Source organism: Helicobacter sp. 12S02232-10, from assembly GCF_002272895.1.
GTDB lineage: Bacteria > Campylobacterota > Campylobacteria > Campylobacterales > Helicobacteraceae > Helicobacter_J.
In genome coordinates this window covers 140,016-155,799 of record NZ_MLAQ01000005.1, presented here as the reverse complement: position 1 = coordinate 155,799, position 15,784 = coordinate 140,016, and the positions used below count along the sequence as shown (strand labels likewise).

Genomic DNA, 15,784 nt, shown 5'->3' with positions numbered 1-15,784 from the left:
GAATTGCTTTTAACAAATAAAATAATATAATAAACGCCAATATCACTCAAAGAGGATTATATTAATGCTGGATTGGCAATTTATGATAGACTCCATACCTGCATACGTTAAGGGTTTATACTTGACTTTGGGTATTTCATTTTTTGGAATTGCTTTTTCTATTTTGATAGGATTTTTTATTTCTTTGATTCTTTTTTATCAGGTAAGATTTTTGAAAAATCTTGCAAATTTCTATATCGAGGTGTCTAGAAACACTCCACTACTGATACAGTTGTTTTTTCTTTATTATGGTTTGAGTGAAATAGGTATTGTGTTGAGTGCTTATCATTGCGCAATTGTGGGTCTGGCTTTTTTAGGTGGGAGCTATATGGCTGAAAGCTTTCGTTCAGGATTGAATGCAGTGAGTAATGTGCAGATAGAAGCGGGTTTAAGTTTGGGATTAAATCGTTTTCAGATGATTTATTATGTTATTTTTCCTCAAAGTTTAGCCGTTTCGATGCCTTCAATAGGTGCAAATGCGATTTTCTTATTAAAAGAAACTTCCGTTGTAAGTGCGATTGCTTTGGCTGATGTGATGTTTGTAACAAAAGATTTGATCGGCACTTATTATAAGACGACTGAAGCTTTGCTTATGCTTATAGGAGCATATTTAATCGTTTTACTCCCAATTTCAGCTTTATTTGTAGCACTTGAGCATTATTACAAAAAGAGATCGTGATGGAAGGTTCTTTTATTTTTGAAATTGATACTATAAAGCGCTTGCTTGAAGGAATTTTTATTACGCTTTATATTTCTGTGATTTCAATTCTTTTTTCGATTTTTTGCGGATTGGCAATGGGTTTTACAATGGCCTTTGGATCTTCTTGGATCAGGTTTATCTGTCGTTTTTATCTTGAAAGCATTCGTATTATTCCCATTTTGGCTTGGCTTTTTATTGTATATTTTGGTTTTTCTACATTTTCGGGTCTTCATATTAATGGACAAATTGCAAGCATTATCGTTTTTAGCTTATGGGGAACAGCCGAAATGGGCGACTTAACAAGAGGGGCTTTGACCTCCATACCCAAACATCAATCCCAAAGTGCAAAAGCTTTAGGATTGAATGATCTTTTAATAGCTGTTTTTGTTATCTTTCCTCAGGCTATTGTGCGTTTATTGCCTGCTAGTATTAACCTATTTACAAGAATAATCAAAACCACTTCTTTGGTAGCGCTGATTGGTGTTGTGGATTTACTCAAAGTCGGACAACAGATTATTGAAGTCAATATTCTACGGATTCCAGATGCAAGTTTTTGGGTATATGGGACGATTTTTGCGATTTATTTTTTTCTTTGTTATCCGCTTTCTGTTTTGAGTGCAAAACTTGAATTAAAATATCAATATTAAGAGAGACTTTATATGGAAACGCTTCTGGAAGTAAAAAACCTTAGAAAATTTTATGATAAAAATCACATCGTTTTAAATGGAATTGATTTTAAAATCAAAAAAAGTGAAGTTGTGGTCATACTTGGTTCGAGTGGATGTGGTAAGAGTACTTTTCTGCGATGTTTAAACGGACTTGAAGAGATACAAGGTGGCGAGATTTTTTTTGATGGGAAAATAATCAGTTCTCCAAATACAAATTGGAATTTAATTCGCCAAAAAATTGGAATGGTTTTTCAAAGTTATGATTTATTCCCACATATGAGTGTGATGGAAAATATTTTATTAGGACCCTTGAAAGTTCAAAAACGTCCGAAAAGAAATGTAGAAAAACAGACATTAGAGTTGCTTAAACGCGTTGGGCTTGAAAGCAAGAAAGATGCTTATCCTAAGGAACTTAGCGGAGGACAGAAACAACGGGTTGCAATTGTGCGAGCATTGTGTATGAATCCTGAAATAATGCTTTTTGATGAAGTGACTGCTTCTTTAGATCCTGAAATGGTTAAAGAAGTTTTAGAAGTTATTTTGGAGCTTGCTAAAGAGGGGATGAGTATGATTATTGTAACCCATGAAATGAAATTTGCTAGGGCTGTTGCTGATAGGATTGTTTTTTTTGATCAGGGGGTTGTGGTTGAAGAAAACACTCCTGAGGAGTTTTTTTGTTCCCCAAAATCAGAGCGAGCAAAAAAATTTCTTGATATTTTTGATTTTTTGGGTGGTTTTTAAAATTTTTGTGTTAATGTAGAGATTCAAATTTATTGAAGGAAAAATAATGAAATTTTATAAAGCATTTTCTGTTTTTGGTTTAATGTTAGCTGCTGCATTGTTGATCAATGCATGTTCAAATTCTTCAGAAAAAGAAAAAGATTCTATTGCAAAAATCAAAGAAAGAGGCGTGCTTCGAGTAGGTGTATTTAGTGATAAACCGCCTTTTGGTTTTGTAAATACACAAGGACAATATGAAGGCTTTGATGTTTATATTGCAAAGAGATTGGCGAAAGATTTGCTTGGAGATGAAAAAAAAATCGAATTTATTCCTGTCGAAGCTGCAGCTAGGGTAGAGTTTCTCAAATCAGGTAAGGTTGATATCATTATGGCAAATTTCACAAAGACCAAAGAACGTGAAGAAGTCGTAGATTTCGCAACTCCTTATATGAAAGTCGCTCTTGGAGTGGTTTCAAAAAATGGAAAAATTAAAAATGTCGATGAACTCAAGGGCAAACAATTGATTGTGAATAAAGGAACCACTGCCGATTTTTATTTTTCTAAAAACTATCCAGAGATTAATTTGCTTAAATATGATCAGAATACCGAAGCATTTTTAGCCTTAAAAAATGGAAGAGCAAATGCTTTGGCTCACGACAATACGCTTCTTTTTGCTTGGGCAAAGGAAAATCCGGGATTTGTGGTTTCAATTTCCTCTCTTGGAGATCAAGATGTAATTGCTCCAGCTGTAAAAAAAGGAGATAAAGATCTTTTGGATTGGCTCAATGAGGAAATTAAGGTGCTAACAAAAGAAGGTTTTATGAAACAGGCTTATGATGCTACACTTGCTCCAATTTATGGAACCGATATTAATCCTGCTTCAGTGATCTTTGAATAATTTATTGCTCAATGCTCCCCATTGCTTCGCTTTGGGTATGAGCAATGAGAGGATCAATGATTGTATCCAAATTACCTGTTAGCATTATTTCTTCTAAACTATACAGGGTAACCCCGATACGGTGATCAGTCAGTCTATTTTGAGGATAATTGTAAGTTCTGATTCTTTCGCTTCGATCCCCACTGCCAACCTGAGATTTTCTAGTTTCTGAATTCTGCATTTTTTGTTCTTCTAATTGCGCTTCATAAATTCTAGCTTTAAGGATTTTCATCGCTTTATCTTTATTTTTATGTTGCGATTTTTCATCTTGCATTGAGACGCTGATACCTGTGGGAATGTGCGTAATGCGGACTGCAGAATCTGTAGTATTGACACATTGTCCGCCATGTCCCCCAGCACGAAAAACTTCTACTTTAAGATCGTTTGGATTGAGTGTAATTTCAACATCATCCACTTCAGGCATAATGGCTACGGTAATGGCTGAAGTATGAATTCTTCCTTGAGATTCTGTTTCAGGAACTCTCTGAACCCTGTGCGTGCCTGCTTCATATTTGAGTCTGGAGTAAGCGCCTCCTCCTTTTATCAGGGCGATGATTTCTTTATACCCTCCGAAATTGTTTTCACTTGAACTGATGATTTCTACTTTCCATTTTTTAAGATCTGAATAGCGGCAGTAGGCTCGAAAAAGATCGCCGACAAAAATACCCGCTTCATCTCCCCCAGTTCCAGCTCGCAATTCCAAATAAATATTTTTATTGTCATTAGGATCTTTGGGTATAAGGAGTGTTTTTATTTGTAATTCAAGAGAATTTTTTTCTGTTTCTAAACTTTTAAGTTCTTCTTTGGCAAGCTCATTAAGCTCTTTGTCTTCAAGTAAGAGTTTGTTTTCTTTGATGGATTCTAGAGTGCTGATATATTTTTTTGCTGTTTGGGTAACTTCTTCAATATCGCTTTGTTCTTTACTGAAGGTAGTTAATTTTTTGATATCCTTAATGATTTCAGGATCAAGCAACAGAGTAGAAATTTCATCATAACGCTGAATAATTGGGGTAAGTTTTTGAACGAGCATAGAGTATTCTTAAATAAAATATTTGGATACTAATGGGCTAAAGCCAAATATGGGCTTAAGCTACTTTAAAAGCGATTTTTTTTACAGAAGCGTTTAATCTAGAAACTCTTCTAGAAGCGGTATTTTTCTTGATAATGCCCTTAGTGACAAATTTATGAAGTTCTTTGTTAGCTACTTTGAGACTTTCTTGAGCTTTTGCAATATCATTAGCACTGACTGCTTCTCTGACCGCTTTGATAATATTTTTGATTCGCGTTCTGTAATATCTATTTCTCTCTGTTCTTTTTTCGGTTTGTCTGATTCTTTTTTCCGCAGATTTATGATTCGCCATTGTCTTGGTTAATCCTTTTATAATTTTTCTTAAGGCAAAATTATGCCTAAGTTTTAATTAAATGCAGTTTAAATTTGGAGATGTTGCAATGAAAATTTTTGGAACCGATGGTGTGAGGGGTAGAGCCGGCGTAGATATTACTCCAATGCTTGTGATTAAATTGGGTGCAGCGGCGGGATTGTATTTTCGAAAACATTCGATTACCAACAAGATTTTAGTGGGTAAAGATACTAGACGAAGTGGCTATATGATAGAAAATGCTTTGGTAAGTGCCCTTACGTCAGTAGGTTATGATGTGATTCAAGTCGGTCCAATGCCAACTCCTGCAGTTGCATTTTTGACTGAAGATATGCGTTGTGATGCCGGAATAATGATCAGTGCGAGTCATAACCCTTATGAAGATAACGGTATCAAGTTTTTTGATCGTTTTGGTTATAAATTGGGCGAAAAAGCTGAAATTGAAATTGAAAAATTATTTTATGATGATGCACTGATTGCACGCAGTTACAAAACCGGATCTGAAATAGGAAGCTCCAAACGCATTGATGACGTGGTGGGACGTTATATTATGCATTTAAAAAACTCTTTTCCAAAGGATTTAAATTTGCAGGGCATTCGTGTGGTTGTCGATACGGCTAATGGTGCGGGCTACAAGGTAGCTCCTACCGTATTTGAGGAACTGGGGGCTGATGTAGTTGTGATTAATGATGAACCCAACGGCTACAATATCAACGCACAATGTGGAGCTATGCATCCTCTTGCACTCAGTGATGAGGTAAAGCGTTATCGCGCCGATATCGGTTTTGCACTTGATGGTGATGCTGACCGATTGGTGGTAATTGACAATAAAGGAAATGCTGTTGATGGGGATAAGCTTATTGGTGCATTGGGTATTTATCAACAATCTTTAGGCAGGTTGAGCAATAATAAAGTTGTCGCTACTGTGATGAGTAATTTGGCCTTGGAAGAGTATTTTAAGGAACATAAAATTGATTTAATTCGGTGTAATGTGGGTGATAAATACGTGTGTGATGAAATGCAAAAAAATAACGTGAATTTTGGAGGTGAGCAAAGCGGACATATTATCTTTGGCGACTATGCAAAAACCGGAGATGGTTTGGTGAGTGCCCTTCAGGTAATGGCATTGATGACAAAAAGTAAAAAGAAAAGTGCAGAGATTTTAAATCCTTTTGAACTTTATCCCCAAAAACTCATCAATCTTTCAATCGAACAAAAAAAGCCGCTTGAATCTTTGCAGGGCTATCAAGAATATCTAAAAGAAATACAAAATGCCGGCATCAGGCATTTAGTACGGTATTCTGGCACCGAAAATAAGCTTAGAATTTTATTGGAAGGAAAGGATAAAGCTCTGCTTGAGGCGATGATAAAAGATTTGAGTGAGTTTTTAAAGGAAAAACTTTGTTAAATAAGCAATTGAAAAAGTCTTTTTTGATTTTTGGTTTTGGATTTATTTTGGTTTTTGCCCTTGATCAATGGATAAAATATTTAATATTGGGAGGTTTGCGCTGGGAGAGTGAGGCACTTTCAATCATTCTTGTTTTTAATCGAGGCGTAGCTTTTTCGATGCTTAGTTTTTTGGGTGATTGGCTGAAGTATCTGCAGATTTTTTTAGTCGTCTTGATGGGATTTTTGCTTATACGCCAAAGGGAGTTTTTTATCCGCAATGATTATGTTTTTGGGATTATATTTGGCGCTGGGTTTTCAAATATTTTGGATAGATTCATTCACGGAGGGGTTGTCGATTATATTTATTGGCACTATGGTTTTGAGTTTGCAGTATTTAACTTCGCTGATGCAATGATCGATGTGGGTGTAGGGATTTTGATTTTAAAAATGCTTTTAAGTAAAACCAAATAATCCCTATTGTATAATCGCTCCTCTTGTTTTATACGTTGATGATTTTTAACAGGTCGCGTAGCTCAGTTGGTAGAGCACTACCTTGACATGGTAGTGGTCGTTGGTTCGAATCCAATCGTGGCCACCATAATTCCTTTTTCATTCCATATGCAATCATCATCTATTGATACCCCTTCATCACACATTTTAAAGTTTAATCCTATAGTTTTTATTTCTATATTTATATAGAACCATACATAATGTAAAATAACAAATATGCAAAAATAACATAAAATTTATTGACATCAATCAATTTTTTCTTAGGCAATTTTGATATACTTCTTAAAATTTAAATCTTTATAAGGAAAAATATGCAAACGATTTATCCTTTTATTCTGATCATCCATCTGATTTGTGCCATTATTTTTCTAGGCTATTTGTTTTTTGATATTTTTATTTTTCCAAATATTAAAAAAACATTCGGGAGTGAAATTGCAAAAAAAGCCGCAAGCGCAATTGGAACAAGAGGCACAAAAATTATGCCTTTATGCGTCTTGTTGCTCCTTATAACGGGCGGAATGATGGTGAGTCAATATATCGGCAAAGACAGCGGCTATTTCAGCTCAAACCTCCAAAAACTCCTGATGTTGAAAATAGTTTTTGCATTTAGTATTTTTGCAATGATTATCATTTCCTTAACTTACAAATTCATCCTTAAAAAGCCTAGCCCTATAGGTAAGATCATCCATCCCATAGCACTTTTGCTCGGATTTTTTATCGTTGTTTTGGCAAAAATGATGTTTTATGTATGAAGCCAAATTTTCTAAAACATAGAAAAATTATTGCAAATAAGCAATAAAACCTCTGTAAAATCCGCTCAAATCCTTATAAAAAACACCCTGATAGCCTTGATCTAAAAGATATGTCTCCATACACTCTTTTTGATCATATCCTATCTCACAAGCCAAAAACTTGATTCCCTTTTGCCCACCAAATTCAATAATAGCTTGCAATACTTCATCCCCGTTTTTACCTCCAAATAAAGCCGTATGCGGTTCATATAAAACATTTTCAGACAGCAGATAGTTTTTGGCAATATAAGGAGGGTTTGAAATCAAAAGTTTAGGCAAGGACTTGACCCCTTCAAATAAATCGGTATGCATCAAAGTTATGCGTTCTTTAAGTCTATTGGAAGATGTGGCAAACGCATTGAGATTAATTTGGGCAACTTCAATGGCTAAAGGTGAAATATCTGTAGCAATGATGGATATTTTTGGACATAAAAGTCCCAGCATAATCGAAATGATCCCACTCCCTACGCCTATTTCGCCCACTTCAAAAATCTCTTCAGCTTCAATGAGAGCTTGAGCTTTTTGAACTAAAATTTCTGTTTCAGGTCTTGGAATCAAGACTCTTTTATCCACATAAAAACTCTCGCTACAAAAACTCACTTTTTGAATGATATACTCTATAGGTTCGCCTTGAGTTCGTCTATAAACACATTCCATAAATTTATCAAATTCATTTTTTTTTATCTCGCGATCACTCCAAGCGTGCAACCATTCTCTTGTCGAATCCAATACAAAGCTCAAAAGCAACTCAGCCTCTAAACCAACTCGAATGTTGCTATCAAATTTAGAATGCAAAAGCTCTTTTTTAGCATACTCAAGAGCTTTAAGAATATTCAACTCATTTCTCCATATGATAATCCAAAGCTTCTAGTCTCTTTAATAGCGGCGGATGGGTATAATAGAAAAATATATAGGCAGGATGAGAACAAGGGAATGCCTTATTTTCATTTACGATGCGAATCAAGGCCTCAGCCAAACAATATTTACTTGTAAGCTTTGCTCCAAATTCATCGGCTCTATATTCGGCTTTTCGACTGAAATAACCTATAATTGGCATCATTAAAAATGAAATCACAGGAACGATGAGAATTAAAAATGTAATCGTTACAGCAGGATTTGCAGAAACTCCCATTGACTCAAAAAATGTTTCAGGCAAATTTCCTGCAATAAAAAAAACGATAAATAAAAGAATCCCGATGATGAAAATATTTTTAAAAATATCCTTGTGCTTAAAATGCCCCAATTCGTGACCTAAAATCGAAAGCAACCCCTCCTGAGAAACCTTTTCAAGCAAAGTATCAAATAATACAACTCGCTTAGACTTCCCTAAGCCCCCAAAATAGGCATTCAATCTCCCATCTCGCTTACTAGCATCCATCACGAAAATCCCACTACTTTTAAAACCAACTTTTTGCATCATTGCCTCTATTTTTTCTCGCAAAAGATTGTCATTAAGCGGTGTAAATTTATTGAAAATCGGAGCAATCAACATCGGGTACAAAACATTTACCAAAATCGTAAAAATAAAAAGTAAAAAAAAGCCCTCAAGCCACCAATAAGAGAATCTTTTTATCACTTCAAGCAATAAAAATACCAATGTTCCTCCAATGAATATCAACATTGCAAAGCTTTTTAAAGCGTCTTTAAAAAACAATCCCAAAGTATTTTTACTGAAGCCGAATTTTTTATCCAAAACCATCGTCGTATAAAAACTCGTTGGCAAAGAAATGATAAACCCTACACTCAAAAACACCAACACAAAAGCCAAAGAACTTATCCTCTCTGAAAATCCCAATGTTTCAAAAATACCCTGAAGCAACCAAAACCCAACGCTAATCCAAAATAAAAAGACAAAAAGTTCGACAATATTTTGAACCATAGAAACTTTTAACTTTTCTAAGGAATATCTGCCCGCTTCACAATAGTCTTTCGCAGATAAAATTACAGGCGTTTGCTTTAACCTAAATTCAATATGTCTGAACTGCAAATAAGCCAACACAAGGCTTGGGAGCGTGTAAAAAATAATAAATATCAATCCCGATAAATAAAGCATCTCATCACCCAATATTTTTTAAAATTTTTAAAATGGGACGAATTCTACATTAAAAGCATAAATCTATCCGAAATTAAATCACTTTTAACTCCATTTTGATTAAGATATCGAAAAAATATTTGGGAACAACGATGAAACAAACAAAATATATATTCGTCACAGGAGGCGTATTAAGCTCTCTTGGAAAGGGTATTTCTTCCTCTTCAATCGCAACGCTGCTAAAACATTCGGGGCATCAGGTTTCCATTTTAAAAATCGATCCCTATATCAATGTAGATCCTGGCACAATGAGTCCCTTAGAGCACGGGGAAGTATTTGTCACTTTTGATGGGGCTGAAACTGACCTTGACATTGGACATTATGAGAGATTTTTGAATAAAGATTTCTCCAAGCAAAACAACTTTACAACAGGGCAAATCTATCTCTCTGTCATCGAAAATGAAAGACATGGTAAATATCTAGGAAAAACCATTCAAATCGTACCTCATATTGTAGATGAAATAAAAAACAGAATCAAGATCGCAGGCTCAGGGAGTGATTTTTTGGTCGTTGAGCTAGGGGGAACGGTTGGAGATATGGAAGGAATGCCCTATTTGGAAGCGATGAGACAAATGAAGCACGAACTTGGAAATGATCTTGTCATTAGTATTCACGTAACGCTTATCCCTCTAATCAAGGCAGCCGGAGAGTTAAAAACAAAACCGACACAACATTCTGTCCAAGAACTCAGGCGTATCGGCATTTCTCCACAAATTATTTTAGCGCGTTGCGAAAAACCTTTAAGCAAAGAATTGAAAAAAAAGCTTGCCTTGAGTTGCGATGTAGATGATGATAGCGTGATTGTGGCTGAAGATGCCGAAAGTATTTATAAATGCCCGATCAATTTCTTAAAAGAGGATATTCTCACCCCGATTGCAAGACGCTTCAAGCTCGGTGAGTTAAAACCAAAAATGGATGAATGGGATATATTGGTCAAAAAAATCATTTCCCCTAAAGACTCCATCACCATTGGCTTTGTCGGCAAATACCTCACTCTCAAAGAATCCTATAAATCCCTCACAGAAGCCCTTACACACGCAGGAGCAAATACCGATACGCGTGTAAATATAAAATGGATAGACAGCGAAAATCTCTCTTTAGAGACTCTTTTTACTCTTGATGATGTCGATGGCATACTCATTCCAGGTGGATTTGGGGAAAGAGGCGTAAAAGGCAAAATTGAAGCTATCAAATATGCAAGGGAAAAAAAGATACCTTTCTTAGGGATTTGTTTGGGAATGCAGCTTTCTATTGTCGAGTTTGCTAGAAATGTATTGGGAATCAAAGACGCTGACTCCACAGAGTTTCAGCCCGATACAAAAAATCCTTTTATCTACTTGATTGAAGACTTTATTGACCAACAGGGAAAAGAACAAATTCGCACCCATCAATCACCTATGGGGGGGACGATGAGACTAGGCGAATACGAATGCAAAATCAAACAAGGCACAAAACTATCCAAAGCCTATAGTGAACGACCTATCATCAAAGAGCGTCACCGACACCGATATGAAGCCAATCCCAAATATAGAAAAGATCTTGAAAAAAACGGGATGATTATCAGCGGGGAATCTTCAAATGGACTGATCGAAGCTGTAGAAATTAGCAATCATCCATTTTTCGTCGGTGTGCAGTTCCATCCTGAATTTACCTCAAGGTTACAAAACCCCAACCCTATTATCTTAGAATTCGTTAAAAAATCTTTGGAATTTCAAAACAAATGAATTTCTTGAGCAAACAGGAAGTGGAAAATATTTTAGCCCAAAGATTTAAAGACGATGCATTTACATCTCTCAAACAACTCCCCCACCCTTATGAATTCAAAGATGCTCAAATTGCTGCTACCATCATATCAGAAGGCATAAAAAACAATCGAAAAATCTTAGTTGTGGGAGATTATGATGTTGATGGCATCACATCTTGCGTAATTATGATGCGATTTTTTGATATCATCGGCTATCAAAACATCAGCTATATTATTCCCAATCGCTTTAGCGACGGTTATGGAATCAGCAAAACTATTGTGGAAAAAAATCCCGCCGACATTGTCATTACCGTTGATAATGGCATCAGTGCATTTGAAACTGGGGAATATTGCAAAAAAAATAAAATTTCTTTTATCATTACCGATCATCATACCCTTAAAGACATTCTTCCTGAAGCTGATGCAATCATTAATCCCCAACAAACTGATTGTAATTTTCCTCAAAAAGAAGTTTGTGGTGCCACATTGTCTTGGTATTTATGCAATGCTATCAAGATAAAAATGGGATTAGAGATCTCTTTGGTTTCATTGCTTGATTTAGTCTGTATTGCAACGATTGCTGATATGATGCCACTTGTAAAAATCAATAAACTTTTGGTTAAAACAGGTCTGAAAAAATTTATCGAATCTGATGCAATTCCTAATCAAATACTCAAAAACGGATTGAAAACAAAAAACATTACCGCTCAAGACATTGCCTACTCTATAGCCCCTCTCATCAACAGCGCTGGTAGAATGGGGGATGGAAATCTGGCCGCAAAATTTTTCCTTGAAAAAGATAAAGAAATCGCACAAAAACTATATCAAGACTTAAACAGACTCAATCAAGAGAGAAAAATGACTGCTCAAAATATTTTGGAACTCGCCAAAAATACCTCCTTAGTCGGAAAAAACTGCGTGATTGCCTATGGAAAAGATTGGCACGAGGGAGTGTTAGGTATTGTTGCAGCAAATCTTTCTCAAAACTACAATAGACCTGCAATCGTATTGAATCAAAAAGACGACAAACTCAAAGGAAGTGCTCGTAGCTATGGAAATATCAATTTGATTGAAGCACTCAATGCTCATTCAAGATTTTTTACACAATTTGGAGGACACGCCAAAGCCATCGGACTTCAGTTAGAACAAAAGAACTTAGAGCCATTCTTTGAGGCTCTCAAGGATTTTGAAATGCCTGAAACTGAAGAAAAAGAGCCGAATGAAAATCTGGGGATTTTGAACCCCGATGATATTGATAATGAACTCCTGAAAATACTTGAACAATTTGAACCTTATGGACAGGGAAATCCGCAACCTGGCTTCATATGCAACAATTTAAGAATCGCTTCAAGTAAAGTGCTCAAATCGCTTCATCAGCAGTTAGAGTTCAATATTTCTTACCGCAAACAAAAAGCGATGTCATTTTTTTGCGAAACATTTTACAAAGAAAATGAACAAGTCAATATCAGCTTTCATCTCCAAAGAGATAGTTTTAGCGGAGCTCCTTTAATGATTTTAAAAACTATCACAAAATGCCTTTTATAACCAAAAATTTTACATTAAATTCTCCAAAGAAAGCTTTTTTATTTGTAATGGAAGCCTTAGGATGTTCGCAAAAAGAAGCCCAAAGACATTTAGATAAGCAGCGTCTCAAACAAAATACCTTGCCCGTTCATAAATCCCAAATAATAGCAGGAAGCGTTGAACTCACTTACTTCAAACCCGTCTCTATGAATCTCAAGCCGATTTTTATAACTCCATTTTTTGCCGTTTATGACAAGCCTTCCAAAATGCTTGTCCACCCGAAGGGATATTTTGAGCATTTCAGTCTTTGTGATGCCATCAAATCAGAATTTGGGCAAGAGGCAAATCCTATCCACAGACTTGATTATGAAACAAGTGGGTTGATTATGATCAGTAGAAAAAAATGCTATGAAGCCTCACTCAAAGAACTCTTTGCAAAAAAACAAGTCCAAAAAGAATATCTTGCTTTTGTGAAAGGAAAAATATGTACGCCTCAAACGATTGATCTCCCTATCTGTGTCCCTCAAAATGCAGATAAACATAAAGATTTAAGTATTCGTTGCACAATAGCTTCTGATGGAAAAAAATCCATTACAAAAATTTTTCCTCTTTTTTATGATGAAAAAATAGATTCCACGCTTTTAAAAGTTATCCCTATCACAGGCAGGACACATCAAATCCGAATCCATTTGAGTCATATCGGACATAGCATCATCGGAGAATCCCTTTATGGCGTCGATGATAATACAGCTAGGAACTACCTTGAGAGAAAAAAGGAACACGAAGATAAAAACCCCCTCTTAATGCTCCATTCTCAAAGCTTAAGTTTCACTTACAAGAATTTACACTACCATATAAAAAGCTTTCATATGCCAAAAATAGACTTATATCAAAAATAGAAAAATCCGTAAAAACTTATCAATCTTCGCAGATTAAACCATTAATCTGCGAATTTTAATGATTTAAGTTTATAAAATCTTTTTTAAAGCAGTTTCTATCGGGAGTCTATTGTCAGGCTCTACAAGTCTCTCTCCAACTTCTTTGCCATCTTTATAAAAAATAAGAGTGGGAATCCTCCGGACACCAAGCTCATCTTTTAAAGCTTCTTCAGCATCAATATTGATCTTGAAAATTTTGACTTTTCCATCATATTCTTTGGCCAAAGCTCCCATAATAGGCTCAATTCTACGACAGTCTGGACACCAGTCTGCACCAAAATCAACAATAACAGAACCCGCCTTAACCTCATTCTCAAATTTGGAACGATCGATAAGTTCAACCATAATAATTCTCCTTTAAGTAAAAAATTTAACCAATAGAAATCCCCCGATGATCAGAATAACAAATAATATCAACGCAAGCGCAAACGCTTTTCCCCCAGAAGTGATAAATTTCTTTAAATCTACCTGCAATCCCAGTGCAACCATCGCAAATACCAAGCAAACATTACAAAGATACCTAAGAGCATCCATAATCTTAATTAAAACTTCTTCTGAAATAATCCCATCAGAAAGTTTAAAAATATAAGAATTCAACAAAACGACTCCCAAAAATCCAAAAGCGAACCAAGGAATATGTAATTTTCTATGATTTCCTCCGTGAGAATTATGTGCTGCCAAATAAGAGACGATTAAAAGCAACGGTACCAATAAAATCACACGAATCATTTTAATTGTTACTGCTACACTTTCAGCTTCTGGAGAAACAGAACTTGCAGCACCTGCAACATTGGCTACTTCGTGTAAAGTAGCGCCGATATAAATGCCTTCTTGAATGGGGGTTAAAGGAATAATCCCGATATTATAAAATATCGGATATAAAAACATCGCAATAATTCCAAAAACCACTACGGTTCCAACTGCAACGACTCCTTTATAAGGCTCAGATTTAATCGAAGATTCCAAAGCCAATACTGCTGCAGCCCCGCATACCGCACTTCCTCCACTCACAAGCATCGCAATATCTCTATCAAGACCAAGTTTTATCCCTATATAAGTTCCCAATACAAAAATAACTGCAACAACCACAAATGCGATGATAATAGGAGATGCTCCAAGATTTGTGATTTCACTCAAAGTAACATTAAATCCATAAAGGATGATGCCCAATCTTAAAAGTTTTTTAGCACTGAAATTGACACCTTTTTCAGTAGAACTTTTTGCTCTCCTAAAAATAGAAGATGCCAGTGTTCCTACAATAACGCCTATCAATAAAGGAGAAAAATGCATAAGTTTAATAAAATCAATACCAGAAAAATACAATGCGGCAAATGATATAACCCCTACAAGCATAATCCCATTAAAATAACTACTTACAATCGCGATACTTTTGGCATTTAACATCTTATTGCCTTTCTCATAAAGTGTTGTTTAAGTGCATTTTACTACAACAAGCAATAAAAATCACTCTGAATTTAAAAATTCTTGAAAAAACTAAAAAATCAGTTTTTTTTCAAATGTTTAGAAATTGCAGACGAAACCTTTTTATTATTCTTGCTTAAATCAGATTTGATTGTTTCGGAATTTTTACAAGCCTGCTCATTCCCCAAAGAACACGCCTTATCAAAATAAGTCACCGCTTTCTTTATATCCTTAGGAATGTCTTTACCTTCAGCGTATAAAAATGCAACGTTTGAGCAAGCCACATCTACCCCCAAATCACAAGCTCGTTTTGAATAAGCCAATGTATTTGGAATATCCTTATATTTTGTGAAATACAGATCGCTAGCATTGAAACAGCCTGCCCCATTACCCAACTCACAAGCCCTTTGACATAGAGGTAAAGCGCGATCGCCCTGAGCATCATCTTTATAAAATACGCAAGCATCTAAGCATCCATAAGCACTATTTAAATCACAAGCCTTTGAAAACATATCTGCACTAAGATCTAAATCTTGCTCGACACCTTCGGCATTTTTATACATCACCCCGATACTATAGCAAGCCTGTCCAAATCCCTTTTCACAAGAATCTTTAAACTTACCCATCGCCTTTTTATAATCTTTTTTATCTCTATCAATAACCCCTAGATTATAGCATCCTGTAGGATTGCCCCCATCACAAGATTTTTTAAACAAAGTTTTTGCCGCACCGATATCTTTTTTAATATCTTGCCCTAAAGCATATTTCGCGCCCAAATTTGCACAACTTTCCAAATCTCCAGCAGCACAATCTGTTTTTAAGGATTGAACTTCTTGGGTATCATTTTCTTTTATTTTAGTAGGATCACTACAGCCATAAAAAATTACCCCTAATAATAACGAAACAAAAATCAGTTTTTTCATAATTCTTC

Annotated in this window: 17 protein-coding genes and 1 tRNA gene; 11 read left to right on the top strand and 7 right to left on the bottom strand. The window is 35.5% G+C overall.

Annotated features, from left to right (window positions below):
• Nucleotides 1-64 precede the first annotated feature (64 nt).
• From BKH41_RS05705 to BKH41_RS05690, 4 genes are read left to right on the top strand one after another with little or no spacing between them, the layout of a single operon-like run.
• Complete coding sequence (locus BKH41_RS05705; RefSeq protein ID WP_095297870.1) at nucleotides 65-718, top strand: amino acid ABC transporter permease; 654 nt, start codon at nucleotides 65-67, stop codon at nucleotides 716-718.
• Nucleotides 718-1,386: an amino acid ABC transporter permease gene (locus BKH41_RS05700; protein WP_095297868.1), complete on the top strand. Its 669-nt coding sequence runs from the start codon at nucleotides 718-720 to the stop codon at nucleotides 1,384-1,386. Before BKH41_RS05705 ends, BKH41_RS05700 begins: the two co-directional genes overlap by 1 nt.
• A gap of 12 nt (nucleotides 1,387-1,398) precedes the next feature.
• Complete coding sequence (locus BKH41_RS05695) at nucleotides 1,399-2,148, top strand: amino acid ABC transporter ATP-binding protein (RefSeq protein WP_095297866.1); 750 nt, start codon at nucleotides 1,399-1,401, stop codon at nucleotides 2,146-2,148.
• Between the two features lie 46 nt (nucleotides 2,149-2,194).
• The gene (locus BKH41_RS05690; protein WP_180762746.1) at nucleotides 2,195-3,025 is read left to right on the top strand and encodes a cysteine ABC transporter substrate-binding protein; all 831 of its coding nucleotides are present in this window, start codon (nucleotides 2,195-2,197) and stop codon (nucleotides 3,023-3,025) included.
• Between the two features lies 1 nt (nucleotide 3,026).
• On the opposite strand, the gene prfA is transcribed toward BKH41_RS05690, so the two are convergent.
• On the bottom strand, nucleotides 3,027-4,094 hold the full coding sequence (gene prfA / locus BKH41_RS05685; protein ID WP_095297861.1) for a peptide chain release factor 1: 1,068 nt from the start codon (nucleotides 4,092-4,094) through the stop codon (nucleotides 3,027-3,029).
• 55 nt (nucleotides 4,095-4,149) lie between these two features.
• Nucleotides 4,150-4,425: a 30S ribosomal protein S20 gene (rpsT, locus tag BKH41_RS05680; protein ID WP_095297859.1), complete on the bottom strand. Its 276-nt coding sequence runs from the start codon at nucleotides 4,423-4,425 to the stop codon at nucleotides 4,150-4,152.
• A gap of 88 nt (nucleotides 4,426-4,513) precedes the next feature.
• On the opposite strand from rpsT, the gene glmM reads away from it, so the two are divergent.
• From glmM to BKH41_RS05660, 4 genes are all read left to right on the top strand, one after another.
• Entirely contained in the window at nucleotides 4,514-5,851 is a 1,338-nt protein-coding gene (gene glmM, locus BKH41_RS05675) for a phosphoglucosamine mutase (protein ID WP_095297906.1), read from the top strand.
• Nucleotides 5,845-6,303, top strand: coding sequence for a signal peptidase II (gene lspA, locus BKH41_RS05670; RefSeq protein WP_095297857.1), 459 nt, complete (start codon nucleotides 5,845-5,847; stop codon nucleotides 6,301-6,303). The genes glmM and lspA overlap by 7 nt, the downstream gene beginning before the upstream one ends.
• Before the next feature lie 51 nt (nucleotides 6,304-6,354).
• Nucleotides 6,355-6,430: transfer RNA gene (locus BKH41_RS05665), tRNA-Val, on the top strand.
• Between the two features lie 223 nt (nucleotides 6,431-6,653).
• A complete protein-coding gene (locus BKH41_RS05660; RefSeq protein ID WP_095297855.1) occupies nucleotides 6,654-7,094 on the top strand; it encodes a copper resistance protein CopD in 441 nt (146 codons plus the stop codon).
• Between the two features lie 27 nt (nucleotides 7,095-7,121).
• Here the strand turns inward: BKH41_RS05660 and BKH41_RS05655 are convergent, their stop codons facing one another.
• Nucleotides 7,122-7,970, bottom strand: coding sequence for a HemK/PrmC family methyltransferase (locus tag BKH41_RS05655; RefSeq protein WP_095297853.1), 849 nt, complete (start codon nucleotides 7,968-7,970; stop codon nucleotides 7,122-7,124).
• Between the two features lies 1 nt (nucleotide 7,971).
• Nucleotides 7,972-9,186: a M48 family metallopeptidase gene (locus BKH41_RS05650; protein ID WP_095297850.1), complete on the bottom strand. Its 1,215-nt coding sequence runs from the start codon at nucleotides 9,184-9,186 to the stop codon at nucleotides 7,972-7,974.
• A 131-nt stretch (nucleotides 9,187-9,317) separates the two neighbouring features.
• Here BKH41_RS05650 and pyrG point away from each other — a divergent pair, with 131 nt between their 5' ends.
• From pyrG to BKH41_RS05635, 3 genes are read left to right on the top strand one after another with little or no spacing between them, the layout of a single operon-like run.
• Nucleotides 9,318-10,949, top strand: coding sequence for a CTP synthase (glutamine hydrolyzing) (gene pyrG, locus BKH41_RS05645; RefSeq protein WP_095297848.1), 1,632 nt, complete (start codon nucleotides 9,318-9,320; stop codon nucleotides 10,947-10,949).
• Between the two features lie 20 nt (nucleotides 10,950-10,969).
• Nucleotides 10,970-12,514, top strand: a complete 1,545-nt coding sequence (recJ, locus tag BKH41_RS05640; RefSeq protein WP_180762745.1) for a single-stranded-DNA-specific exonuclease RecJ — start codon at nucleotides 10,970-10,972, stop codon at nucleotides 12,512-12,514.
• Entirely contained in the window at nucleotides 12,502-13,392 is an 891-nt protein-coding gene (locus tag BKH41_RS05635) for an RluA family pseudouridine synthase (protein ID WP_095297844.1), read from the top strand. The genes recJ and BKH41_RS05635 overlap by 13 nt, the downstream gene beginning before the upstream one ends.
• 69 nt (nucleotides 13,393-13,461) lie before the next feature.
• Here BKH41_RS05635 and BKH41_RS05630 read toward each other — a convergent pair whose 3' ends face one another.
• The 3 genes from BKH41_RS05630 to BKH41_RS05620 all read right to left on the bottom strand — a co-directional run bounded on the left by BKH41_RS05630 (nucleotide 13,462) and on the right by BKH41_RS05620 (nucleotide 15,776).
• Nucleotides 13,462-13,776 carry a thioredoxin family protein gene (locus tag BKH41_RS05630; RefSeq protein ID WP_095297842.1) on the bottom strand — a complete coding sequence of 105 codons (315 nt, stop codon included), beginning with the start codon at nucleotides 13,774-13,776 and terminating at the stop codon, nucleotides 13,462-13,464.
• A 12-nt stretch (nucleotides 13,777-13,788) separates the two neighbouring features.
• Nucleotides 13,789-14,835 carry a putative sulfate exporter family transporter gene (locus BKH41_RS05625; RefSeq protein ID WP_095297840.1) on the bottom strand — a complete coding sequence of 349 codons (1,047 nt, stop codon included), beginning with the start codon at nucleotides 14,833-14,835 and terminating at the stop codon, nucleotides 13,789-13,791.
• Between the two features lie 98 nt (nucleotides 14,836-14,933).
• Nucleotides 14,934-15,776: a tetratricopeptide repeat protein gene (locus BKH41_RS05620; protein ID WP_095297838.1), complete on the bottom strand. Its 843-nt coding sequence runs from the start codon at nucleotides 15,774-15,776 to the stop codon at nucleotides 14,934-14,936.
• Nucleotides 15,777-15,784 lie beyond the last annotated feature (8 nt).

Coding starts and splice junctions, on each gene's coding strand:
- BKH41_RS05705 (WP_095297870.1), top strand. CDS start 65: ATGCTGGATTGGCAATTTATGATAGACTCCATACCTGCATACGTTAAG.
- BKH41_RS05700 (WP_095297868.1), top strand. CDS start 718: ATGGAAGGTTCTTTTATTTTTGAAATTGATACTATAAAGCGCTTGCTT.
- BKH41_RS05695 (WP_095297866.1), top strand. CDS start 1,399: ATGGAAACGCTTCTGGAAGTAAAAAACCTTAGAAAATTTTATGATAAA.
- BKH41_RS05690 (WP_180762746.1), top strand. CDS start 2,195: ATGAAATTTTATAAAGCATTTTCTGTTTTTGGTTTAATGTTAGCTGCT.
- prfA (WP_095297861.1), bottom strand. CDS start 4,094: ATGCTCGTTCAAAAACTTACCCCAATTATTCAGCGTTATGATGAAATT.
- rpsT (WP_095297859.1), bottom strand. CDS start 4,425: ATGGCGAATCATAAATCTGCGGAAAAAAGAATCAGACAAACCGAAAAA.
- glmM (WP_095297906.1), top strand. CDS start 4,514: ATGAAAATTTTTGGAACCGATGGTGTGAGGGGTAGAGCCGGCGTAGAT.
- BKH41_RS05660 (WP_095297855.1), top strand. CDS start 6,654: ATGCAAACGATTTATCCTTTTATTCTGATCATCCATCTGATTTGTGCC.
- BKH41_RS05650 (WP_095297850.1), bottom strand. CDS start 9,186: ATGCTTTATTTATCGGGATTGATATTTATTATTTTTTACACGCTCCCA.
- pyrG (WP_095297848.1), top strand. CDS start 9,318: ATGAAACAAACAAAATATATATTCGTCACAGGAGGCGTATTAAGCTCT.
- BKH41_RS05635 (WP_095297844.1), top strand. CDS start 12,502: ATGCCTTTTATAACCAAAAATTTTACATTAAATTCTCCAAAGAAAGCT.
- BKH41_RS05630 (WP_095297842.1), bottom strand. CDS start 13,776: ATGGTTGAACTTATCGATCGTTCCAAATTTGAGAATGAGGTTAAGGCG.
- BKH41_RS05625 (WP_095297840.1), bottom strand. CDS start 14,835: ATGTTAAATGCCAAAAGTATCGCGATTGTAAGTAGTTATTTTAATGGG.
- BKH41_RS05620 (WP_095297838.1), bottom strand. CDS start 15,776: ATGAAAAAACTGATTTTTGTTTCGTTATTATTAGGGGTAATTTTTTAT.